This is a genomic window from Achromobacter insuavis (assembly GCF_902859645.1).
Taxonomy (GTDB): domain Bacteria; phylum Pseudomonadota; class Gammaproteobacteria; order Burkholderiales; family Burkholderiaceae_B; genus Achromobacter; species Achromobacter insuavis.
The window spans coordinates 280,628-303,735 of record NZ_CADIJR010000001.1 but is presented as its reverse complement, the minus strand read 5'-3'; the positions used below and the strand labels follow the sequence as shown (position 1 = coordinate 303,735).

The window sequence follows — 23,108 nt, the reverse complement described above, 5'->3', positions numbered from 1 at the left end:
GCCACCCGGCTCACCACTTGTACGTCACGTTGGCGACCACGCTGCGACCCGCGCCCAGCAGGCAGGCGCTGTTCAGGAAGCAGCCCGCCACGTAGTACTTGTCCGTCAGGTTGCGCACGTTGAGCGACGCGCTCAGGCCCCTGAGCGACGGCGTGGCGCGGCCGAAGTCATAGCCCACCATCGCATCCACCAGCGTGTAGGCCGGCACCTTGAAGGTGTTCTGCGCATCGCCGAACGTCGTGCCGGTGTAGCGCACGCCCGCGCCCAGCGTCAGGCCGTCCAGCGCGCCGCTGGACAAGGTGTAGTCGGTCCACAGCGACAACAGGTGGCGCGGCACCCGCACCGGCGCCTTGCCCTTGTTGCTCATCCCAGCGAAGTTGGGATTGTCCTTGGTGACTTCGACGTCGTTGTAGGTGTACGACGCGATCACGTTCCAGCCGCGCAGCGGCCGCAGCACGCCTTCCAGCTCGATCCCGCGCGAGGTCACCTCGCCTTCCTGCACGCTGAACGAGGTGTTCTGCGGGTTGGGCGTCAGCACGTTCTGGCGCCGCAGGTCGAACGCCGCCAGGGTCACGTAGCTGTCCGAGCCCGGCGCCTGGTACTTCACGCCCACCTCGTACTGCCGGGCGGTCTCCGGCTTGAACTGCGCGCCATTGATGTCCGAACCGCTCAGCGGCGAGAACGATTCGCTGTAGCTGACATACGGGAAGAAGCCGCTGTCGAAGGCATAGCCCAGGCCGGCCCGGCCGGTGAAGTCCTCGGCCGCCGAATCCGCGCGCGTGCCCAGCAGGCGGTTGCGGTTGCGCTGGTTGACCCAGTCGTAGCGGCCGGCCAGCGTCGCCACCCAGCGGTCCAGCTTGACCTGGTCCTGCAGGTACACCCCCAGTTGGCGGGTGCTGTCTTGCGTGCTGAGCCGCGAGGTATAGCGCGACGTGTCGATGGCCACGCGCACCGGGTGATAGATATTGATCGCCGGGGCATTGCCGGTCTGGGTATCGGCGTTGCGCGTGTTGTATTGGTAGTCCACGCCCGCCAGCAGCGTGTGCTCGAGCGGGCCGGTGGCGAACTTGCCCACCAGGCGGTTGTCGGCCGAATACGTATCGCTGTCGTAAGTGCGCAGCTGGTAGTAGCGCGCGATCATGGTGTCGTTGATCACGCCGCTATTGCGGAACAGCTGGTCCTCATAGCCCTTGAAATGGCCGTAGCGGAAGTTCTGCTGGAAGGTCCACGCATCCGAGAAGGCATGGCTCAGCTCGTAGCCGATGTTGGTCAGCTCGCCCTGCTCCTTGTCGAAACCCGGCTCGTTGAGCGAACGGTGGCGCGGCACGCGGCCATTGGGATTGGAGCCGTCCAGCACCGCGTACGGCAGATTGCTGGTGAAGAGGTTGCGGTTCTTCTGGTACGAAGCCAGCAGCGTCACCGAAGTGCGCGCGCTGGGCGCCCAGGTCAGGCTGGGCGCCACGTAGACGCGGTCGTCGGCGATGCCGTCGATGTTGCTGTCGGCATTTCGGCCCAGCGCCACCAGGCGATAGGCCAGCGTCCCGGGCGCGTCGATCACGTCGCCGATATCCATCGTGCCCTGCAGCCGGTTGTTGCTGCCGGTCGACAGGCCCACTTCGCGATGCGACTCGAACAGCGGCCGCTTGGACACGATATTGATGATGCCGCCGGGCGAGCCCTGGCCATACATCACCGACGACGGCCCCTTGAGCACCTCGATCCGGTCCATGCCGTAGGGCTCGGGCGCGAAATACCCGGTGTTGTTGTTGCGCAGGCCGTCGGTGAAGGCATTGGTGGTGAGCTGCTGGAAGCCGCGCACCATCAGGGTGTTGTCGGTCGGATTGTCGCCCGCCACATTGGCGTGCACCCCGGCGGTATAGCTCAAGGCGTCCGTCACCGTCTGCGCGCCCTGCGCCGCCATGCGTTCCTGCGTCACCACCGAGATCGACTGCGTCGTCTCCATCAAGGGCGTGGCGGTCTTGGTGGCGGTGGTGGCGCCGCCGACCAGATAGGGATTGGCGCCGGCATAGCCCGACGCGCCCGTCACGGTGATGGCCGGCAGCGTCGTCGCGTCGGACACCGTCTTGCGCAGCGTGTAGCTGCCATCGGCGCGCGCCACCATCTCGAGCCCGCTTCCCGCCAGCAGGCGGCGCGCCGCCTCGGCCCGACTCAATTCGCCCGACACGCCGGGACTGTGCAGGCCGTCGGTCCAGGCCGGCTCGAACGCCAGCGACAGACCCGAGGCCAGCGCGAAGCTAGCGATGGCCTTGCCCAGCGGGCCGGGCGGAATGTCGTAGGCCTGGCGGGCCTGGATGTCGACCGGAGAAGGCGCGGGCTGCGCGTGGACGGCCGCGCCCGTGGTCAGGCTGCCGGCCAGCAAGGCCACGGAAATCGCGCGGCGGCGCCTGGCGGAGGGGGAACGCATGGAATGAGCCTCTCGGACTGGGGAAGATACCTGCTATGCCAGCCGAGAAAGGAAAAGGTATCAGGCCCCACGCACTTTTTTTTCCTGCGCCCCTTCCTTTCAATAGCGGTAATTCACCCCCAGCATCGCACTGAACGGCGCCCCGTAGTAATTGCTGTAGACGTTGGTGCTGGCGTAGTACTTCTTGTCCAGCACGTTGTTCAGGTTCAGCGTGGCCGACCACTGGCGGTTGAACTGATAGCGCGCCATCAGGTCGACCAGCGCATAGCTGCTTTGCGAGGAATCCAATTGCTGGCCGCCGGGGCCGCGGCTGGTAAAGCCGCTCTGGCTTTCCCAGCGCACGCCGCCGCCCACGGTCAGCGCGCTCCAGGCGCCGGGCAGGCGGTAGGTGGTGTAGAGCTTGGCGATGTGGCGCGGCAGGCCGACCTGGGTCGTGAAGCCCGTCGGCAGGCGGCGGTCCACGTAGGCATACGACAGCTGCATCTGCCAGCCGGGCATGAGCTCGCCGCTGAGCTCGGCTTCCACGCCGCGCAGCACGGCGCCGTTGGCGGCGACATAGGCGTTGTCGCCATTGGGCGCCAGCTTGTCGCCGTCCAGCATGGCGTAGTTGTCCTGGCGGGTGCGGAACAGCGCCAGCGCGCCGTTCAGGCGGCCGTCCAGCCAGGCGCTTTTCAGGCCGATCTCGTAGGTATTGCCCTTGATCGGCGCGACGCCGCTGCCCGACACGGTCTGGGCCTGCTGCGGCAGGAAGATGCTGGTGTAGCTGGCATAAGCGGACAGCGTCGGCGTCAGGTCGTAGACCAGGCCCGCATACGGCGTGTACACGCCCTGCTCGCGCATGTTGTCCGGATAGGCCGAGCCGTCGTTGTAGGTGTACGAGGCCTGCTGGTCCCACCAGGTGATGCGCGAGCCCAGGATCACCGACAGCGCGTCGGTCGGCCGCAACCGCAATGCGCCATAGACCGCGTTCTGCTTCTCGGTGTAGTAGCGCTTGCCGGTGGCTTGCCACTGCGGCTGCGGCATGTCGCCATCCCAGGCGCGCACGTCCGGGATGACCGGGTCATAGCCGGGCGCGGTCCACAGCGGATAGGTGTCGTAGTCGGCCTTGGTGCGCGACAGGCTCACGCCCAGCACCAGGTCATGGCGGCGGCCCAGCGCGTCGAAAGCGCCGCTGAGGCTGGCGTCCAGCGCGTTCTGGGTCTTGGGGATCGGCCATTTGGCGACCCAGACCGACGCGCCCTGCCCGGTCTGCGGGTTGGCCCAGCCGTTGCTGCTGAACCAGCCATAGGTGCGGTCATTGTCGTCGCCGGTGCGCGACAGCGTCAGCGACCCCTTCCACGATGGCGCGAACTCATGGTCGAGCGAGGCGAAGACGTTGTAGCGCGTGCGTTCCTGGCGGCTCCAGTTGGTGGCGGAATTGAACCGCTGGCGGAAATCGGTCTTGGAGCCGTCGGCGTAGTAGGCGGGAAAGCCGAAGTACGAGCACGCCGTGCACTTCTTGCGCTGGTATTCCGCGCCCAGGGTCAGCAAGGTGCGCTCGGTCAGGTCCGCCTCGACCACCCCGTACAGCAGCTGCGAATCCTGCTTGACGCGGTCGATGAACGAACCGCCCTCCTGCCAGGCGCCCACCAGCCGCCCGCGCAGCTTGCCCGACGCATCCAGCGGACTGCCCAGGTCGAACTCGGTGCGCTTGTAGTCCCACGACCCGATGCTGGCGCCGACGCCGGCCTCAAACTCGCGGGTCGGCCGCTTGCGCACCAGGTTGATGGAGGCGGCCGGGTTGCCCGCCCCGCTCAGCAGGCCGGTGGAGCCGCGCACCACTTCGATGCGGTCATACAGCGCCGTGTCCAGCCCCAGGGCATTGAAGTCCTTGTGGGTCGGCACGCCGTCGACCTGCATGTTGGTGATCTCCATGCCGCGCGCATACAGGCCCTTCTCGTTGTCGTCGGCCGAGCCCTTCTTCTTGAAGATCAGGCCGGGGGTGTTGACGATGGCGTCTTCCAGCGTGTTCAGGCCCTGGTCGGTGAGCCGCTGGCGCGTCATCACCGAGACCGACTGCGGCGTCTCGCGCAGCGTCATCGGCAGCCGGGTGGCGGTGTTCGACACGCCGACCGTATACGAGTCGGTGCCTTCGCTGGGCGCGGGTTCGCGCGCGCCCAGCACTTCGACCGGCGCCAGCGTCTGCGCATTGGCGACGCGCAGGCCATAGCGGTTGCCGCCCTGGTTGACGGCCTCCAGCCCGGTGCCCGACAGCATCGCCGCCAGGCCCGCGGCCACGCCGTAGTCGCCCTGCAGGCCGGCGCTCTGGCGGCCCTGGGTGAGCGTGGCGTCGAACGACAGCACCACCCCGGCCTGGGCGGCGAACCGGCTCAGGGCCAGGCCCAGCGGGCCGGGCGGCACCTCGTAGTGGCGCGACGCCTGCGCGCTGGGAACGGCCTGCGCCTGCGCGGACGGCGTGGCGCCCAGGGCGGTCAGGGCGATGACAACGGCGCGCGCCAGGGGCGCGAGTTTGGCGGAGTGACGAAGCAAAGGGACAGAAGGCATGGACTCAGGTTTCCGTGTGGCAGATCCGACGTAATCCCTGCTAAGTCGGACGAGCGCGGAAAAAGGACAATGCCGAGCGAAAAAAAAATCAGTGGCGGGCGACGATGCGGACGTAATAACGGGTAAAGCGCACGATGTTCACGGGCAGCGCGCGCGTCACGGCGGCCAGCGCCTGGTCGGTGTCGTCGACCGGAAACGCCCCCGACAGGCGCAGCGCCGCCACCGCATCGTCGCATCGCAGCAGCCCGGGCCGATAACGGTCGAGCCGGGCGATGAAATCGTCCAAGCGCCAGTTGTCGACCACCAGCAGGCCCCGCGTCCAGGCGTCGGGCTCGCCGGTGATGGCGCCGGCCGCCTGCGCCCCCGCCGGCGCCAGCGTGCCCTGCTCGCCCGCCTTCAGGATCACTGGCGCGCCGCCCGTCGCGGGTTCCAGCGCCACCGCATGGCGCAGCACCGCGACCCGCGTCAGGTCGTCCTGCCGCGTGACGATGAAACGCGTGCCCAGGGGACGCACCGCGCCATGCGCGGTGAGCACGCGCAAGGGCGGCAGGCCGGGACGGACGTTTTCGGTATCGACCAGGATCTCGCCGGCATGCACGAAGATGCGCCGCTGGCCGGCGTCGACAGTCACGTCGACCGCGCTGGCGCTGTCCAGCCAGAGCAAGGTGCCATCCGCCAGCCGCAGTTCGCGGCGCTCGCCCGCCCCGGTGCGGTAGTCGGCCAGCATCCGCTCCATCGGCAGGGTGCGCCAGGCCGCCAGGCCGCCGGCGCCCAGCAGCGCCACCGCGCCCAGTCCGTTGCGCAGCGCCGCGCGGCGGCGCGAGAAATGCAGGTCGGCGCGGTTCAGGGTGTCGGCGGTCAGGCGCGCGGGCGCCGCGCCGAGCGTGCCGCGCAGGCGCTCCACCTGCCCCCAGACGCGCACGTGTTCAGGGTCGGCCGCCAGCCAGCGCCCATGCGCCGCCCGGTCGGCCGCGCTGACATCGTCCGCACAGAGCCGCGCGTACCATTGCGCCGCCGCGGCGATGGTCTTGTCCGCCATGGCCGCCTACTGCCGGGCCAACGCGTACACCAGGCAATGCTCGGTGGCGCGCGCCATGTACTTCTTGACGGAACTGACCGTCACGCCCAGGCGGGCGGCGATCTCGGCGTAGCTGGCCCCTTCCAGCTGGGACATCAGGAAAGCGCGCCGCACCTTGTCGCCCAGGCCGTGCAGCATGGCGTCGATCTCGCGGATGGTCTCGAGCAGGATGGCCTGGGTCTCGGGCGACATCGCGCAGGCCTCGGGCTGCTGCGCCAGGGTTTCGAGCCAGGCGCGTTCCAGCACCTGGCGGCGGATGTGGTCGACCAGCGTGCGCTGCGCCACCGTGGCCAGGAAGCTGCGCGGCTGCCGCACGCCCTGCAATTGCGCCATCGACGCCGGCGAGGCCAGCAGCCGCAGGAAGGTGTCCTGGGCCAGGTCGGCGGCCTCGGCCGGCACGTTCAGGCGCCGCAGCAGCCAGCCGCGCAGCCAGCCGTGATGGTCGCGGTACAGCCTGCCAAGCTCGCGGTGTTCCAGGGATTCCGTGGACGACATGGCCGTCGCGTCAGCGCCTTGTGAATTTCGGGAATGGGAATTGTAATCATTATTGATGAAGGCGTTCAATCGCCCGCCTTCCCACTCCCGCCGCGACGGCTACCCGCGTCGCGAGGCCTAGAACCTGTAGCTCACCTTCATCCACACGTTCCGCGGCGTGCCGTAGTTGTAGCCGTTGTACCCGCCCAGCCCGCTGTAGTAGCGCTTGTCGGTCAGGTTGTCGATATTGATCGACGCCGTCACCTGCTTGCTGAACTCATACCGCGCCATCAGCCCCAGCAGGGTCACGCCCCCTTGCGAGGCGCGGCCCAGGCCGCTCGACTCGTCGTAGTAGATGCCGCTCTGGTAATTGACGCTGCCGCCCACCGTCAGCTTGCTCCAGGCGCCCGGCAGCCGGTAGCTGGCCGCCACCCGGAACAGGCGTTCGGGATAATTGGGCAACAGCAGCGCGCCCTCGTTGTCGCGCTTGGCGAAGTAGGTGTAGCCGCCCATCACCTGCAGGCCGCGCGCCACCTCGCCCGCCACCGTCACCTCGAAGCCCTTGCTGCGCGCGCCGGCCACCGACCGGTACGGCGTGCTGCCATCGGGCAGCGGCGGCGCGCTGGGGTCCTCGACCGGCACGTTCGCTTCCTGGGTGCGGAAGACGGCGAAGCTGGTGTTGAGCTTGCCGTCCAGGTGCTCGCCCTTCAGGCCCAGTTCGTAGTTCTTGCCGGTCTGCGGCGGCAGCAGCGCGTTCGACGAATCGCGCTCCGAACGCGGAATGAAGATGCGGGTGTAGCTGGCGTAAGCCGAGAAGTTGTCGTTCAGGTCCACCACCGTGCCGGCATACGGCGTGAACTCGCCATTGACCTTGGCGGTGGGGTTGGTGGTCCAGAGATTGGCGGGGCCGTTGTAGGACGAGGACTTTTCCTCATACCAGGTGGCGCGGCCGCCCAGCACCAGCGACACCGGCTCAGCCAGCTTCAGGCGGGTGGAACCATATACGGCGGTTTCCTTGGCGTCCAGGAAGGTGTTGAAGTAGGTGTAGAAACGGCTCGGCTTCGGAAAACTCTGCAGCTGGTAGAAGTTCAGTGGACGCCGGTCCCAGCCGTTCGGATTGGCCGAATTCAGGTTGAGTTCGCTGGTGTAGTCGTTGACGCTGACGCCCAGCGCGGCCTGGTGCTCCATGCCGAACGCCTGGAAGGGGCCGGTGGCGTAGAGATCGAACGACTTGTTGGTCGAAGTGGCCGGGTTCTGGCGGATCTCGATGGTCGAATCGCCATTCTGCTCGACCGGGAAATACTCGAACAGGTAGCCCCAGAGGGCCTTGCGTTCGTTCTTCAGGCGGCTGGCGTCCATCTTGACGCGCCAGCCGTTGGCGAAGCGATGGTCCAGCGTGACGAAGATCTTGTCGCTGTACATGTCCCACTGGCTCCACGGCGTGCCGGGGTTGAACGAGCGCGAGAAATGGGTGCGGCTGCCGTCGCTGTAGAACAGCGGCGCCTGGCCGAAGTTGGCGCCATCGATGGCGGTCTTCTGGTGTTCGAAGCCCAGGCTCAAGGTGGTGTTGGACGCGACATCCGCCTCGAGGATGCCGTAGAAGACGTCGTCGGAGCGCTTCTTGTCGTTGATGAAGCTGTCGCCCGCGGTGCGCGAGCCGATGACCCGGCCGCGCAGGCTGCCGCTGTCGTTCAGCGGGCCGCCGACGTCCAGCTCCAGGTTGTAGTTGTTCCAGCGGCCCACGCCCGCCGTGGCGTGACCGGCGAATTCGGCGGTGGGCCGCTTGCGCACCAGGTTGACCGAGCCGCCCGGCTCGCCCACGCCGTTGAGCAGCCCGGCCGCGCCGCGCACCACCTCGACGCGGTCGTAGATCACGGTGTTGATCATGCCGATCTCGGCCGCCGGCGTCTTGAACGCGAACGTCGGCACGCCGTCGATCATGGTGCTCAAGGCAAAGCCGCGCGAGGTGAAGGTGACGCGCTCGTCGAGCTTGTCGGCGACCACCCCCGGCGTTTGCCGCATCACGTCGTCCAGGGTGACCAGGTTCTGGTCGTCCATCTGCTGGCGCGTGACGACGCTGACCGATTGCGGGGTTTCGCGCAGGGACAGGTCCATGCGCGTGGCGGAGGTGGCCACCCGCGTCGTGTACGAACCGGTGCCTTCGCTGGGCGCGTCGCCATCGCGGCTGCCGGTCACGGTGACGGCCGGCAGCGCGGTCACGTTCGAGGCAGGCGCGCGCCGCAGCGTGTAGCCGCCATCGGCCCGCCGCACGGGCTCCAGGCCGCTGCCCTGGAGCAGTTGGCGCAAGCCCTCTTCAAATCCGTAGCTGCCGTTCAGCCCCGGGGTCGTCAAGTCCCGCGTCAGCACCGGATCGAATGACAGCAGGACGCCGGCGCGCGCGGCATAGGCCGAGAGCGCCGCGCTGAGCGGGCCGGGCGCAATCGCCACGGCGGTGGTCTGCGCCTGCAGGGGCGCGGCCAGGACGGCCAGCGGCAAGGCGAACAGGCGGGCGCCGCGCACGGCGCGGCGGGACGCGCTTGCGCGCAGGCGGGGGAAACGCGGGGGCATGACGGGGTAACTCCTCACGGTGGGTCTTACCCTCGTAGCCAATCGAAGCGCGAAAAGTGCTAATCGCGTTACAAATTCGTTCCACTGGCGCCGCGCGGCAGCACCGATACCCAGTAGCGCGTGCGGTAGCGCAGGCGCAACGGCAGCGTGTCGGCCACCGTGGCCAGGACGCGGTCGGTGTCCTCCAGCGGAAAGGCGCCCGAGATCGGCAGGTGCGCCACTTCCGGGGCGCAGTCGATCCAGCCGCTGCGGTAGCGCTGCAGTTCCGCCAGAAAGGTCCGCAGCGGCATGCCGTCCACCTGCAGCATGCCGCGCTGCCAGGCCGACGGGTCGCCGGCCACCGGCGCCAGGCCCTCGTCGATGCCGTCGCCAAAGCGCAGGCTCATGCCCGCCGGCACCTGCCGCGCGCGGTCGGACGCGGCGCCGCGGGGCGCCACCCGCACCGCCCCGTCCAGCACCTGCACGGTCGACACGCCATCGTCGCGCCGCACCACGAAGCGCGTGCCCAGCGCGGTGATGCTGCCTTCGCGCGTCCGCACGATGAACGGCCGCGCGACGGGCGCCGGATCGGGCGAGGTCTCGACCAGGATCTCGCCGGCGTGCAGCGCAATCAGGCGTTGCCGGGCGTCGAACAGCACGTCCATGGCGGTCGCGGCATTGAGCACGATGCGGCTGTGATCCGCCAGCATCACCTCGCGGCGCGCGCCGACGGCGGTGCGGTACTGGGCCGTCCAGCCGCGCCACGCATCGTCGCGATACGCCAGCCAGCCAGCGCCGCCGGCGCTGGCCAGCAACACCAGCTTGCCGAGCGCGCGCCGGCGCCCGGCCGAGCGCGGCTGGCCCAGCACCGGCAGCACGCCCTTGGGCAGGGCCTCGAAGCGGCGCGTCAGGGCTTCGGTGCGCAGCCAGGCGCGTTCATGTTCGGGATCGGCGCGGCGCCAGGCCTGCCAGGCCTCGTGGTCGGCCTGGCTGGCGGTGCCGGACGTCAGCCGCAGGAACCATTCCACCGCCCCATCCAGCGCGCGCGGATCGATGCGCCCCGCCCCGCTCGCGCTCACGGCGCCAGCTCCAGGCACTGGCGCAGGGCGCGCGCGATGTAGAGGCGCACCGAGCCCACCGACACGCGCAGCGTGCTGGCGATCTCGGCATGCGTCATGCCTTCGAGCTGGCACAGCAGGAACGCGCGCCGCGCCGCCACCGGCAGGCCATCGAGCATGGCATCGATCTCGACCAGGGCTTCCAGCGCCAGCGCGCGCGCCTCGGGCGACGGCGCCAGCGGCTCGGGCAACTGCGCCAGCGTTTCCAGGTAGGCGCGCTCCAGGTCCTTGCGCCGCAGGTGGTTGACCATCAGCCCGTGGGCGATGGTGGCCAGATACGAACGGGGTTCGCGGATCTCGCCGGGTTCGCGCCGACTCAGCACCCGCAGGTAGGTGTCATGCACCAGGTCGGCGGCATCCAGGGCGCACCCCAGTTTCTTGCGCAGCCAGCCTTGCAGCCAACCCTGGTGATCCTGGTAGAGCGTATGCAAGGGATGCTGCGGAGAGGGGTCGGAGGCAGCCATGGGGGGTCGCGCGGGCAGAGATGAGAATCACTACAATTTACAACATTGCATCAGAGGCTGGGAGATAAGCGACTTCCAAACTTCAAGTGCGAGTCCCGTCCCCCGTTGTTTCAAAAAAGTAGCCTGGTATCACGCGCCTGCGATTGAGCTTGCTATCAGTGCCACTAACGCAGTGGCACCCAAAACGAGAGACTTTCCCAGAAGATATTTCCAATTAGATTTAGCAACCAATATGTGCAATTATGTTGCTAAATAAAATTAGATGTGCCGGCCATGGGAGCCGCGCTAGGAGAAGCGCGTGAATATGTACGCCGTAAAGACAATGCCCTATCAGACCAGGCCACTCGCAGGTGAGTGGTTGGCGGTCAGCTCTGCTGGTGACTATGTTTTTCTGAACAAGGAACAGGCCGAGTTGTTGGCGCAAGGTCGAGTGTCTGACCTCCCCCTGTCGATGCAGGCAGACCTGAAGGCGCGCTACTTCATAGCAAGCCAGAGCGGAAGCGGTACTCGTCGCCTGTTGGCTTCGCGCCAGGCAACCAAACGTGAGACCGTCACGAGTGGTCCCAGCCTACATATTATCGTTCCCACCTTGCAATGCGCCCACTCCTGTCAATACTGCCAAGTTAGTCGATCGTTGACAGATACGGGCCACACGATATTGCACAAAGACCTATTGGCAGCATGTGACAGCATTTTTGAAAGCAAGGCTCCAACCTTGACGATCGAATTCCAGGGAGGCGACCCTTTACTGCGGTTCGACTTGGTACAGGAAGCCGTAATACGTATTCAACAACGGAACCGAACAGAAGGGCGACAGTTGCGATTCGTTATCGCCTCGACACTCCACCAACTGACCTCGGACATGTGCGATTTCCTTGCACAACATTCTGTATTTCTCTCCACAAGTATCGACGGTCCGGCTGAACTGCATAACCGCAATCGACCTATTCCCGGCCGTAACTCCTATGAACGCACCGTTGCGGGAATCGAACTGGCGAGAAACAGGCTGGGAAAGGATGCAGTGGCGGCATTGATGACGACAACCAAGGCCTCTCTCGCTCATCCTGAGGCCATAGTCGATGAGTACGTAAAACTTGGATTTCAGGAGATCTTTGTTCGACCGCTCAGCAGCTATGGCTTTGCCAAGCGCAACCAGCTACTGCTTGGATATAAGCCCACTCAATTCTATGATTTTTACCGTCGCGCGCTTGACCGTGTTTTTTATTGGAACAAACAAGGCATCGCTTTGCGCGAAGTCTACGCGTCGATCATCCTGAACAAGATCCTGTCTCCCTTCGACTCGGGATATGTCGACCTTCAAAGTCCCACGGGAGCGGGCCAGAGTGTCCTGGTCTACAACTACGACGGCTTTGTGTACCCGAGCGACGAAGCCCGCATGCTGGCAGAAAGCGGAGATTCATCGCTTCGTTTGGGCCCAATTGGGGCCACCTTGGCCTCATTGAAGCACTCCGACGTGCAACAAATGCTGATTGCCTCCAGTCAAGTCGAGTTGATGTCCGATTGTCGGAATTGCGCGTACCAAACATTCTGTGCCCCAAATCCGGTCGATGCTCAGGCCCAGTTTGGCAAGATGGAGGTTTCTCCCCACCTCACTGAGCATTGTCAACGGCACCAATGGCTATTTGACTATTTCTTTTCTGCAGTAAGAGAAGCAGACACAGATCGCTTGGATTTGTTCCACTCATGGGCGCGCCCTGTCATTGCAACGGAGGCGATTCAATGCGACGTTTGAAAGCGGCTTTTGGTCCGAACGCAACGAATGATCGCCATGTGTGGAGAATAGTCGACGCCGATCTATTGGCATCGCAATGGCAGCCCGATCTGCAATTTCTGATTCCGGCCCTCACTCCGTCACAACGAGACTTAGTTGCCCACTATCGAGCTTCAGGCCTATCCAATGTCGAGTGGGTGGATGCAATCGGCCTTCAGTCCGGGGACATTGTCTCAGCCACTCCAGAGCGATGTGAAGCTTCCATCCTGTATCGCGAATCAGACTTGCATCATGGTCTCCAGATGACTAACCGATGCAATAGCTACTGCTTGATGTGCTCACAACCCCCCACCCCGCAAGAAGACTCGTGGATGGTTCGGGAAGTGATTGACGTAATACGACATATGGAGAATTCGCCAGCGGTACTCGGCCTTAGTGGAGGAGAGCCTCTGCTCTTGGGCCCCCATCTCAGAACGGTACTGGATTCCCTTACAAAAAAGCACCCAAGCACCCGAGTAGAAATTTTGACCAATGGTCGACTACTCGCTAATTCTGATCAGAGCAAACTCCTGCTAGACGGCTTGAACACACCAACAACTTGGTTAGTACCGCTGTATGGACATGCGGACTTTCTACACGACTTCGTGGTTCAAGCACAGGGCGCCTTCGAACAGACTATTGCAGGGCTACTCAATCTTCAGCAGTACCACCAACCTATTCAACTTCGGATAGTGTTAATTCGCCCTGTTCTGGAGGTACTTCCAGAACTTTGCATGTTCATCGGCCGAAACTTGCCGTTCGTCAAGGAAGTGGCGTTAATGGCGTGCGAACCCATTGGCTTTGCACTTGCCAATCGCGAGCACTGCGAGGTAGATCTGCTTGAATGGGAAAACGTCATTCAACAAGCAGCCCTTCAGCTAACCCGCCATTCAATCCCCTTTCTATTCATGAATACACCGCTATGCGCTTTGTCGAAGCCGCTACGGCGGCATGCTCACCGTAGTATTTCGGACTGGAAAAACGTTTACACCCCCACCTGCGACACCTGTGACATGAAGCCGGATTGTTCTGGATTTTTTTCCTGGCATGAACGTGGCTGGAAACCGTCCAAAGTCATCAAAGTTCTGAACGAGGAATATGCGACATGAGTCGCTTCATAAAAAGCATTAGTGTATTTATTGCCGGACTTACCGCTATCGGGACCAAACCCATAAGTGCGGCACCGTCTGCCGAAAAACTCGTATTAGATGCGCTCAATGAACCGCAAGCTGTGCCGCTGCGCCCTCTGAATTTTGGGTACGACAACCTGTTTGCGGGTCATCGATCGCACTCAAGCCACCGATCTCACTCCAGCCATAGCTCACATTACTCCGGCTCCGGTAGCCGCGGATCATCTGGCTACTACTCTGCTCCCGCCACGCCGGTATCTCCACCTGCCAAACCCAGTCCACTCTACACCCCTTCAGGCTCGTCATCAGGAAGCAATGGCGGAGTGCCAAGTGCTGGATCAGCCCCAAGATCAAATGCCAACCCCTCGGCAAGCGACACCTCAAAAAAAAGCGGAAGCGCATCGCAAGATACTGTGGATTTGAGTCGTTCCGAAAAACTCAAACTGCAAATCATCCGCGTGCAGATAAAGCTAACTTCACTCCATCTCTACGAGGGTCCAATCAATGGCGTATTAGGGCCTGCTACGACTGCCGCGCTCAAGCATTTTCAAACAGTCAAGTCATTGCCAGCTACCGGTCTAATGACCACAGAAACAATGAACGCGCTGGGAGTTGTCGTGGCACGATAAAACGTTATGACCCTTGTTGGAGATACGCTGAATAGCGTGTCACCAGGTCACATAGAACATCGCCTTGGCCAGCACCACGATGCCGATCATGTGACAGAACACACTGAGATGCACGCGCCGCTGCCATACCGGAGTCAGCCGCCGCTTGCGCGACAGCGCCAGCGCCGTGACGACGTGCGCCGCCACGCTCACGGCCAGCGCGATCTTGACCGACAGCAGGATGCCCAGCGGCGAGCCGGCCGGATGCGCCAGCACGCCGCGGTATTGCCAGGCCAGCCCCAGGCCGGCCAGATACAGCGCCAGCACGGCCCACGGCACCGTCCCCCGCACCCGCGGGCCGAGCTGGGCGCCAAGCGCCTTGCGCACCTCCGGCGGCAGGCGCCGGTGCACCGGTTCCAGGAACAGCACCTCGAAAGTCACCGTGCCGACGAAGACGAAGGCGGCCAGCAGGTGCAGGATCAACAGCAAGGGATAGGTGTTCATGGCGGTGCCCGGATAAGTCGTCAGAAGCGGTAGGCCACGCCGGCGCTGAACGCCCGGCCGTTGCCCGGCAGGAAGATCGGCATGGCCGCCGTCGCGCTGTTGCGGATGGCGTAGCTGCTGGCGTAGGTCTTGTCGGTCAGGTTGTCGGCCTGCAAGAAGGCGCTCCAGTGCGCGTCATGCTCGTAAGCGATCTTGAAACCCAGCAGCGCATAGGCATTCTGCTGCGTGCCCGGCGCGTTGGCGTGGTTGGTTTCAGTGTCGCTCATCAGCCAGCGCAGGTTGGGCCCGACGCGCCAGCCGCCCTTGCGATACATCAACTCGGCGCTCAGCAAGTGGCGCGGCACGCCGGCGATGCGGTTGCCCTGGAACTCGCCGTCGCGGAAGCGGAAGTCGCTGAAGGTGTAGGCCACGCGGTAGTCCAGCAGGCCGTCGCCCGGCGCGGGCAGGCTGCCGGACAGGCCGGCCTCGATGCCCTGGTGGCGGGTGCGGCCGCGATAGTTGTAGGTGCCGGCCGGCGTGCCGTTGGCGTTGGTGACGGACATCAGTTCGTCCTCGACCCGGCTGCGATAGAGCGACACGGTCCAGCGCAGGTCGCGGCCCGCCACGGCGAAGGTGCCATCGCCGCCCACCTCGTAGGTCAGCGCGCGCTGCAGGTCGAGCTTGCTCATGGAGGTCACGGCCGTGGCGGGGTTCATCGGCGCGGGCACTTCACCGTTGACGATCTCCCAGAAGGTCGGCGCCTCGTTGCTGCGGCTGACGTTGGCATACCAGCGCTGCGTCTGCGCCGGCTGCCAGACGATGCCCAGGCGCGGGGTGGCGTAGTTCCAGTCCTGGTCGAGGGTCTTGCCGCTGCCGCGCTCGCGGGCGTCGCGCACCGCCTGCGTGTACTTCAGGTCGCCGACCAGGCTGAGCTGCCCGGTGACATGCCAGTCCAGGCCCACCAGCGCGCTGCGGTTCTCGGCGGTGAGCGCATAGTTGCCGAAGCGCTGCAGGCGGCGGCCATCCGCCGGACGGATGGCGTAGAGGTCGCGGTCCATGTCGCTGCGCTGCCAGTCCAGCGCGATGCGGTAGTCGACGCTGCCGGCCTTGCCGGCCAATTGCCACGCCAGGCCGTAGGTGTCGCCGTCGGTGACGTTGGCGACCTGCGGATTGGTGAAGTCGTCGTTGGTGCGCTGCCAATAAAGGCCGGCGGTCTGGTTCAGGTCATCGCCGCCCCAATAGCTCCGGTTGGCGATGCGGAACTGGCTGGTGTCGCGGTGCGGATCGCGGTTGTAGACGTTGTTGGCCAGGTCCTGCGGCGAATTGCCGTCGCCCAGCACGCCGCGCGGATCCGCATACATGCGGGCCTTGGGCACCGGCTGGGGAATGTCGAACTTGAGGTCGGTGTATGACAGATAGGTGCGGTTCTCGAAGGTCCCGCGACGAAAGCCCAGGTTGCCCTGGAAACTCGAACGTTCGGACGCGGAGTGATGGCGGTAGCCATCCGACTTGTCGTAGCCGAAGCTGAAGCGGCCATCCAGGCGCTCGTCCTCGAAGCCCTTGGACAGCGTGACCGAACGCGTGCCGAAGCTGCCTGTGCCGAGCCGGACCTGGTCGCTCTGGGTGCCGGTGAGCGACTGGAAATCGACCTCGCCGCCCAGCGTCGTGGCGCCGGGCGAGAGCGCGTTGGCGCCGCGCCGCACGGCGATCAGGCCGGCATTGCGCGGCTCCAGCAGGCTGATGACGAAGGAGCCGTCCGCATCGTTCAGCGGCAGGCCGTCCTGCATCAACAGGATGCCGCGGCTGAGCGGATTGCTCTGGATGCCGGAACCGCGGATGTTCAAGCGCGGCTGGTCCAGCCCGCCGAAGAATTCCTGCACCACCACGCCGGGCTGGTAGTCGAGCGCGTCGCGCAGCGTGATCAGGCGCACCTCCTGCTGCGGCAGGATCAGGTTGGCGCCGCCCGGCACGGCCTGCTGTTCGGCCCGGACCCGCTGGGGGCCGGGGTCGAGCCCGCGCGTGGCGGACTCGCCGGACACGATCACCGGCGACAGCGACGGCACGGCCTGGCCGGCCGCGGCGGGGGGCTGGGACTGGGCATGGGCCGCGGACAGGCCGAGCACACCCAGGGTAAGGCTGGACGCCAACTGGCGCAGGAGGGGGGACGTCATGCGAATACTTCCACGTGGCAAGGAAAGAAAACGTTCATGGCAAGGCCGGCGAACGGAGAAATCGGAACGGCGGGAAACCCTGGTAACACCCGTATCAAGGTGCGGCGCCGGCCTCCAGCAACAGCGCGCGCAAACGCGCGGCGGACAAGCCGCCGCCGGCATCGGGCTCGATCGGCATGACGCGGCCCTGCCGCACCAGCACGCAGCGGTCGACCAGGCCCAGCAATTCCTCGGGGTCATGGCTGATGCACAGCAAGGCGGCGCCGCTGCGGGCCAGCTCGTCGCGGCAACAAACGGCCAGCTGGCGCCGCAACGCCGGATCGAGCGCGCTGAAGGGTTCGTCCAGCATCAACAGGTCCGGCCCCAGCGCCAGCGCGCGGGCCAGGGCGACGCGCTGCGCCATGCCGCCCGACAGCTCGCCGGGCCACGCCTGCATCGCCGCGTCCAGGCCCACGCGGGACAGCCATTGCGCCGCCAGCGCCCGCGCCCTGGCGGGCGCATGGCCGGCGGCGCGCAACGGCAGCGCCACGTTGTCCAGCGCATGGCGCCAGGGCAGCAGCCGCGGTTCCTGGAACATCAGCACGGCGTGGCGGAAATCGTTGCGCAAGACGCCGGCGCTGGGCCGCGCCAGGCCGGCGGCCAGGCGCAACAGGCTGCTCTTGCCGGCGCCGCTGGGGCCGATCAGCCCCAGCCGCTCGCCCGGCCGCAGGCGCAGGTCGACATCGCGCAGCACGGATTGCGCGCCGTAGCGCAGGGACAGGCCGCGCAGCTCAAGCATGGCTCGGCTCCATCCAGCGCCCCAGGCGGCGCTGCAGCGGTTGCAGGAAAACGAACTCCAGCAAGGCCACCAGGCCCAGGATCAGCAGCACCCAGGCATACAGCTCGGCGGTGTCGAAGGTGCCGCGGGCATTGGCCAGCGCGTAGCCCACGCCGTTCTCGGCCCCCAGCACCTCGGCCATGACCACCAGCCGCACGCCGCCGCAGGCGGCGATCAGCAGGGCCGCCAGCAACGGCGCGCTGAGCGCGGGCAGGTACAGGTGCCGCAGGCGCAACCATGCGCCATAGCGGTAGACCTGCGTCATCTCGATCAGCTTGCGGTCCACGTGCAGCATGCCCTTGACGGTGTTGACGTACATGCCCGGCGCCATCATCAACGTGGTGATGAAGATCACCATCGACGAGCCCAGCCCGAACCACAGCATCGCCAGCACCACCACGACCACCGGCGGCATCGCCATCAACAGCCAGCGCAACGGCTCGATCAGGCCGCGTAGCCGGGCGCTGTGGCCGGCCAGCATGCCCAGCGTGAAGCCCAGCGATGCGCCAGCCAGCACGCCCACGCCAATGCGCATCAGGCTGACGCCAGCGTTGGCGAAGAACTGCGGACTGCGCACCAGCGGGCCGATGACGCGCAGCGCCTCCCAGGGCGTCGCCATCAGCAGCGGCCCGAGCTGGCGCGCGGCCAGATGCCAGGCCAGCACCAGCAGCAACACGCCGGCCACGCTCCAGGCGCGCGAGGTGCGCAGGACGGGCGCGTTCAGGCGCGACGAAGAGGGGCCGCTCATGGTCCGTAGAAGCCGACGGCCGGCAGGCCGCCGCCGATGGCTTGGGGATAGCGGTTGGCCAGCAACTGGTACAGGGCTTCGATCTCGGGCCGCGCCTCGCGCGCGCTGCGGCTCTGCAGGCGCGTCTGGCGGATGGCGGCTTCGAGCGCGGCCTGCGGCATGTGCGGCAGATGCTCTCGCACCAGCGCCGCGCATTCGGCCGGGTGATCCATGCACCAGCGCGCCGAGGCCGCATAGGCCGCGTCGACCGCCTGGCACAGCGCCGCGTCGTCGGCCACGCCGACGGCGGCCATGACGCCCGCCTGCGGCAGGGACGGCTGCGCGGGAAACGCGGCGCGCCAGGCCTGCTCCAGGCTGGGGCCGCGATGCAGCGCGGGCGCGCCGGCCTGCTGCCGCGCACGCCACAACAGCAGCGACGCCATGGGCTCCACCAGCAGCGCGTGTTCGGCCTGACCGCCGAGCATCAACGCGATCGCGTCCTGGCCGTCGCGTGTGCGGCGCAGCTTGACGGGCGCCAGGCCTCGCGCGGCCTGGGCCTCAAGCAGCGTGTCCAGCAGCACGGCAGGCAGGTCGCGTTGGAACGGCACCGCCAGTTCGCGCCCGGCCAGGTCCTCGAACGACTGGATGGCCGGATCGCGGCTGACCAGCCAGAGAATGCCCCAGACGGAAATGTTCAGCAGGCGCACCGGCAGGCCGCGGTTGCGCAGCAGGGCCGGCAGCGTGCTGGGCGCGGCGCTGAAGTCGACGTCGCCGTTCACCAGCAGCGCGCGCAACTGGTCGGCGCTCTGCCACAGGCGAAAACGCACCGAATCCGCCTGCCCGGCCAGGGCGCCGGTCGCGGCCATGTGCATCAACGGGTAGCTGACCACGGCGCCGGGTCCGGCCAGCGTCAGCGTGGCGCGCGGGCGGGCGCGGGCCACGCCCCAACCCGGCAGCAGCGCCGCGGCGGCGATCGCGGCGCAGAAATGGCGGCGCGTCAGGGTGTTTTTCATTGGATTTCAAATGGGAATTGTTATCGTTTAAAATTCTCCCATTCACGCCGAAAGACCCAGAATGACAAATATCAATCTGCCCGACCCGGTCGCGGCGGACCTGCTTTCCCGCCATCCGCTGCTGCGCGGCCTGCCGCCCCAGGCGGCCGCCGAGGTTGCCGCGTACCTGGCGGGCGACGCCGTGCCGCTACATGCCGATGCCGGGCAGATCCTGTTCGGCGAAGGCGATGTTGCCCGCCACTACCTGCTGGTCGGCCACGGTCAGGCCGAGGTCATGCGCTATGGCTACAACGGCGACGAACGCGTCTTCCGCGTGTTCGAACCGGGCACGCTGATGGCGCACGCCGCCATGTTCATGCCGCATGGCCGCTATCCGATGCAGGCGCGCGCGCGCACCGCCTTCCAGGGCTGGCGGCTGTGCCGCCGCCGGCTGCACGACGCCTGCCGTCAATGGCCGGACCTGGCGCTGGCGCTACTGGCGGGGCTGAGCAAGAACCTGTACGACCAGGTCAACAAGGTCGACTGGATGACGTCCAGCTCGGCGCCCGAGCGCTTGGCCAACTATCTGATTGGACTGCGCGAGCGCCAGGGCGACGCGGTGACGCTGCCGCTGAACCAGCGCCAGCTGGCCGCGCACCTGGGCATCCGCGCCGAAACCCTGAGCCGGCTGCTGAACGACTGGCAGACCCAGGGCCACGTCAGCGGCAAGCGCCGCGACTGGGTGCTGCACACGCCGGCCTATCTGGAAAAACTGGCGACCACGGCCAAGCGGCCATTCTGACGGGCTCGCCCGCCGCGCCCGGAATGGCGCGCGGGCCGCGATGCCGGCCCCTGCCCGCCAATGACATTCGTCATCGGCGCCGTCCCTCTCCCGGGCGGACAATGCGGCGATCCTGTTCCTTGCCCAGTCATGCCGCCCACCTCCCCCGACCTGCCCGCCGCCCCGATCACCGAGGACGACATACAACGCCTGGTGCACCGGTTCTACGCCCGCGTGCGCCAGGATGCCGCGCTGGGGCCGATCTTCAACGCGCGGGTGACCGACTGGCCGGCGCACCTGTCCATGCTGTGTGACTTCTGGTCCGCCCTGCTGCTGGAGACGCGCCGCTTCAAGGGCGCGCCGATTCCCGCGCATGCGCGCATTCCAGACCTGTCGTGGCCGCTGTTCCAGCGTTGGCTGGCGTTGTTCCACGAGGTCACCGCGGAACTCGGGCCGCCGGCGCTGCAGGCACGCGCCGATGCCATGGCCGAACGCATCGCCGCCAAGTTGTGGCATGTCTGGCAGCACCGGCAAACCGCGCCCGGCCTGCCGGACGCCCTGCCCGCGGGCGTGCGGCCCTACCGCGACAGCCCGATGTTCACGCCCGAGAATCTGCCGGCCGCGCTGCGCTCGACCCATGCGACCAAGGCGGGAACCTGGGGACTGTTGACCGTGCACAGCGGCGTGCTGCGCTACACGCTGGACGACCCGCCGCACACCGAGGTGGTGCTGGCCGCCGGACAGCGCGTGTTGATCGCGCCGCAAGTGCGGCACCACGTCGCCTTCGAACTGCCGGGGAGTTTCCAGATCGCGTTCTGCCGGGCGGACGAGGCGTCGCCGGATGACGCGGACCGCCCGGCGGAGAACCCGCCGGGCGCATGACGCATCGCGCCCGCGCGGGGCGCGACCGCCTTACTTCTTCTTGCCCGAGGCGTCCTGCTCGACCACCAGGTCCAGCACGTACACCTTCGACGGCGCGTCGGCCGGCGGGTTCTTCCAGTCGTAGCGCTTGACGCGCAGCACGGTGCGCACGCCGTCGCGGTGATCGTAGCCTTCGATCGACTGGTACAGCGGATGCCAGTCTTCCTGCGGCGGCAGTTGCACGCCGGCGTCGTTGTAGCGGCGCTCGCGCACCATCAGGCACTGGTAGCGCGGGATCATGGGATGGCTGCAATCGGCGCGCTTGGGCGCCACTTCCAGGAACATGATCTCGCCGGCGCTGCCGTACAGGGTTTCCGGCGTCGGCTCGCCGACGAACTTCAGCACGCTGCCGTCCTGCGCCACCAGTTCCAGGGCCGGTTCGGTGGACTCGCCGCTGAGCGTGGCGCGCAGGTCGCCCTTCAGGCGCTGGCCGATCTCGGCATCCAGTTTCATCAGGCCGGGTTCGCACGCCTTCATCGTCGAAGCAAGGTTGGCGACATGCAGCACGCCGTCCTTATAGGTGTAGCCGCCGAACTGCGTGTTGCAGCCGCCGCGGATGTTCATGCCATCGGCCGAGAACGACAGGCGCAGCGGTTGTTCGATGCCCTTCTGCAAGGCGGGAATGGCCTTGCCCGAGGCATCGGTGGCGGACGCCAGGCGCCAGTAGTAGGCCGGCAGGCTCAGGGCGGACTGGGACGACGACGCGGTGGTGGGCATGGTGGATGATCCTTCGCCAGGAGAGGAAACCGGCGCGCATGCCTGCAGCAGCGCGGCGCAGACGGACGCCAGGAGAATTGTTTTTTTCATGGGTTGTTCCTATCAAGCGTGTGGCACTGGTGAAAACCCGGATTCTACGTCCGCGTCGTGGACGAAAAGGGCCGACGGGACGCCAGGACGTATCAAGATCTTGCCGCAAAACGTCCGATTCCGGCGACGCCGCGGGCAGCCAGGCAAGCTGTCTTCCCGCTGAAAATGACAGCATGAACGCCTACTGTCATGCGGGTTTTCCCTGATCCGCGGTATTACAGTCAGACACCTTCCTCGCACATCCGCCGCAACACTATTGCGGCCACGCGCAAGCCGATGCCCGGCGCGCAAGGATCGCGGCGGCCCGTCCTCGCCATGGCGACGACCGCCAGCCCGCCGCGCGGAATATTCGCACCCTCGCTCGTGTCCACCCTTTCGAGGCGACGCGCAGCCCGATGCGGCGCCGCCCCCGCCCGCCACCATCCGCTGGCCGCGCGTCGTCCTGGCGCGGGCCGGTACAACCGGAGCATTCCCGCATGAAGTCGAACAAGCGATTGGCCAGCATCCTGCTGGCGCTGGCCTCCCTGGCCGCCCACGGCGCCTGGGCCGCGCAGGACCTGAACGTCTACGGCCCGGGCGGCCCCGCCCCCGCCATGAAGGAAGCCGCCGAAGCCTTCGGCAAGCAGCACGGCATCCAGGTCAAGGTCACCGCCGGCCCCACGCCGGCCTGGGCCGAACAGGCCAAACAGAACGCCGACGTGCTGTTCAGCGGCGCCGAGAACATGATGAGCGGCTTCGCCGCCACCCTGCCCGGCGTGTTCGACCTGCGCGATGCGCGCACCCTCTACCTGCGACCGTCCGCGATCCTGGTGCGGCCGGGCAACCCCAAGGGCATCCAGGGCTTCAAGGACCTGCTCAAGCCCGGCGTCAAGGTCATGGCGGTGTCCGGCGCCGGCCAGACCGGCCTGTGGGAAGACGTGGCCGGCCGCCTCGGCGACATCGAGACCGTGCGCGCGTTCCGCGCCAACCTGGTGCTGCCCGAGGCCGGCAACAGCGCGCAGGCGCGCAGTCAATGGACCGAGGACAAGAGCATCGACGCATGGCTGATCTGGAACATCTGGCAGGTCTCCAACCCGACGCTGGCCGACGTGGTGGCGGTGGAAGAGCCCTACCGCATCTACCGCGACGCGGGCGCGGTGGTGACCCGGCACGGCAAATCCAATCCGCAGGCGCAGGCCTTTATCGACTACCTGGGCTCGGCCGAGGGCCGCGCGATCTTCAAGAAGTGGGGCTGGAAGACGGACTGACGC

Annotated in this window: 19 protein-coding genes; 6 read left to right on the top strand and 13 right to left on the bottom strand. The window is 66.5% G+C overall.

The features are described from left to right. Positions 1-10: 10 nt before the first annotated feature. The 7 genes from H0523_RS01400 to H0523_RS01370 all read right to left on the bottom strand — a co-directional run bounded on the left by H0523_RS01400 (position 11) and on the right by H0523_RS01370 (position 10,650). Positions 11-2,425, bottom strand: a complete 2,415-nt coding sequence (locus H0523_RS01400; RefSeq protein ID WP_054433413.1) for a TonB-dependent siderophore receptor — start codon at positions 2,423-2,425, stop codon at positions 11-13. A gap of 99 nt (positions 2,426-2,524) precedes the next feature. Next, the gene (locus tag H0523_RS01395; protein ID WP_054433414.1) at positions 2,525-4,969 is read right to left on the bottom strand and encodes a TonB-dependent siderophore receptor; all 2,445 of its coding nucleotides are present in this window, start codon (positions 4,967-4,969) and stop codon (positions 2,525-2,527) included. An 88-nt stretch (positions 4,970-5,057) separates the two neighbouring features. Further along, positions 5,058-6,008 (bottom strand): FecR domain-containing protein, encoded by a 951-nt coding sequence (locus H0523_RS01390; protein ID WP_054433415.1) that lies wholly within the window; start codon positions 6,006-6,008, stop codon positions 5,058-5,060. A 6-nt stretch (positions 6,009-6,014) separates the two neighbouring features. Continuing rightward, a complete protein-coding gene (locus H0523_RS01385) occupies positions 6,015-6,542 on the bottom strand; it encodes a sigma-70 family RNA polymerase sigma factor (RefSeq protein WP_054433416.1) in 528 nt (175 codons plus the stop codon). 117 nt (positions 6,543-6,659) lie between these two features. Continuing rightward, positions 6,660-9,089 (bottom strand): TonB-dependent siderophore receptor, encoded by a 2,430-nt coding sequence (locus H0523_RS01380; protein WP_054433417.1) that lies wholly within the window; start codon positions 9,087-9,089, stop codon positions 6,660-6,662. A gap of 68 nt (positions 9,090-9,157) precedes the next feature. Then, a complete protein-coding gene (locus H0523_RS01375) occupies positions 9,158-10,147 on the bottom strand; it encodes a FecR domain-containing protein (protein WP_054433418.1) in 990 nt (329 codons plus the stop codon). Beyond that, a complete protein-coding gene (locus H0523_RS01370; RefSeq protein ID WP_049055481.1) occupies positions 10,144-10,650 on the bottom strand; it encodes a sigma-70 family RNA polymerase sigma factor in 507 nt (168 codons plus the stop codon). Before H0523_RS01370 ends, H0523_RS01375 begins: the two co-directional genes overlap by 4 nt. 304 nt (positions 10,651-10,954) lie before the next feature. Here H0523_RS01370 and hxsB point away from each other — a divergent pair, with 304 nt between their 5' ends. Genes hxsB through hxsA form a run of 3 tightly spaced genes read left to right on the top strand, consistent with a single transcriptional unit; the run spans position 10,955 to position 14,180 of the window. After that, positions 10,955-12,403: a His-Xaa-Ser system radical SAM maturase HxsB gene (hxsB, locus tag H0523_RS01365; RefSeq protein WP_054433419.1), complete on the top strand. Its 1,449-nt coding sequence runs from the start codon at positions 10,955-10,957 to the stop codon at positions 12,401-12,403. After that, positions 12,391-13,530 carry a His-Xaa-Ser system radical SAM maturase HxsC gene (gene hxsC / locus H0523_RS01360; protein WP_082404695.1) on the top strand — a complete coding sequence of 380 codons (1,140 nt, stop codon included), beginning with the start codon at positions 12,391-12,393 and terminating at the stop codon, positions 13,528-13,530. The genes hxsB and hxsC overlap by 13 nt, the downstream gene beginning before the upstream one ends. Continuing rightward, positions 13,527-14,180, top strand: a complete 654-nt coding sequence (hxsA, locus tag H0523_RS01355; RefSeq protein WP_082380370.1) for a His-Xaa-Ser repeat protein HxsA — start codon at positions 13,527-13,529, stop codon at positions 14,178-14,180. Before hxsC ends, hxsA begins: the two co-directional genes overlap by 4 nt. 39 nt (positions 14,181-14,219) lie before the next feature. Here the strand turns inward: hxsA and H0523_RS01350 are convergent, their stop codons facing one another. From H0523_RS01350 to H0523_RS01330, 5 genes are all read right to left on the bottom strand, one after another. Beyond that, positions 14,220-14,663, bottom strand: a complete 444-nt coding sequence (locus tag H0523_RS01350) for a CopD family copper resistance protein (protein ID WP_054461155.1) — start codon at positions 14,661-14,663, stop codon at positions 14,220-14,222. A gap of 20 nt (positions 14,664-14,683) precedes the next feature. Further along, a complete protein-coding gene (locus tag H0523_RS01345; RefSeq protein WP_054433421.1) occupies positions 14,684-16,813 on the bottom strand; it encodes a TonB-dependent receptor family protein in 2,130 nt (709 codons plus the stop codon). A gap of 94 nt (positions 16,814-16,907) precedes the next feature. After that, entirely contained in the window at positions 16,908-17,591 is a 684-nt protein-coding gene (locus H0523_RS01340) for an ABC transporter ATP-binding protein (RefSeq protein WP_054433422.1), read from the bottom strand. Beyond that, entirely contained in the window at positions 17,584-18,378 is a 795-nt protein-coding gene (locus H0523_RS01335; RefSeq protein WP_054433423.1) for an ABC transporter permease, read from the bottom strand. Before H0523_RS01335 ends, H0523_RS01340 begins: the two co-directional genes overlap by 8 nt. Further along, complete coding sequence (locus H0523_RS01330) at positions 18,375-19,370, bottom strand: ABC transporter substrate-binding protein (RefSeq protein ID WP_054433424.1); 996 nt, start codon at positions 19,368-19,370, stop codon at positions 18,375-18,377. The genes H0523_RS01335 and H0523_RS01330 overlap by 4 nt, the downstream gene beginning before the upstream one ends. Before the next feature lie 61 nt (positions 19,371-19,431). Between H0523_RS01330 and H0523_RS01325 the strand changes: the two genes are divergently transcribed. Both H0523_RS01325 and H0523_RS01320 read left to right on the top strand, forming a co-directional pair. Further along, positions 19,432-20,151 (top strand): Crp/Fnr family transcriptional regulator, encoded by a 720-nt coding sequence (locus H0523_RS01325; protein ID WP_054433425.1) that lies wholly within the window; start codon positions 19,432-19,434, stop codon positions 20,149-20,151. 129 nt (positions 20,152-20,280) lie between these two features. Continuing rightward, complete coding sequence (locus H0523_RS01320) at positions 20,281-21,012, top strand: TehB-like domain-containing protein (RefSeq protein WP_054433426.1); 732 nt, start codon at positions 20,281-20,283, stop codon at positions 21,010-21,012. A gap of 30 nt (positions 21,013-21,042) precedes the next feature. Here H0523_RS01320 and H0523_RS01315 read toward each other — a convergent pair whose 3' ends face one another. Beyond that, positions 21,043-21,768 (bottom strand): META and DUF4377 domain-containing protein, encoded by a 726-nt coding sequence (locus H0523_RS01315; RefSeq protein ID WP_054433427.1) that lies wholly within the window; start codon positions 21,766-21,768, stop codon positions 21,043-21,045. Positions 21,769-22,334: 566 nt separating this feature from the next. On the opposite strand from H0523_RS01315, the gene H0523_RS01310 reads away from it, so the two are divergent. After that, positions 22,335-23,105, top strand: a complete 771-nt coding sequence (locus H0523_RS01310) for an extracellular solute-binding protein (RefSeq protein ID WP_054433428.1) — start codon at positions 22,335-22,337, stop codon at positions 23,103-23,105. The last annotated feature ends 3 nt before the right edge of the window (positions 23,106-23,108 follow it).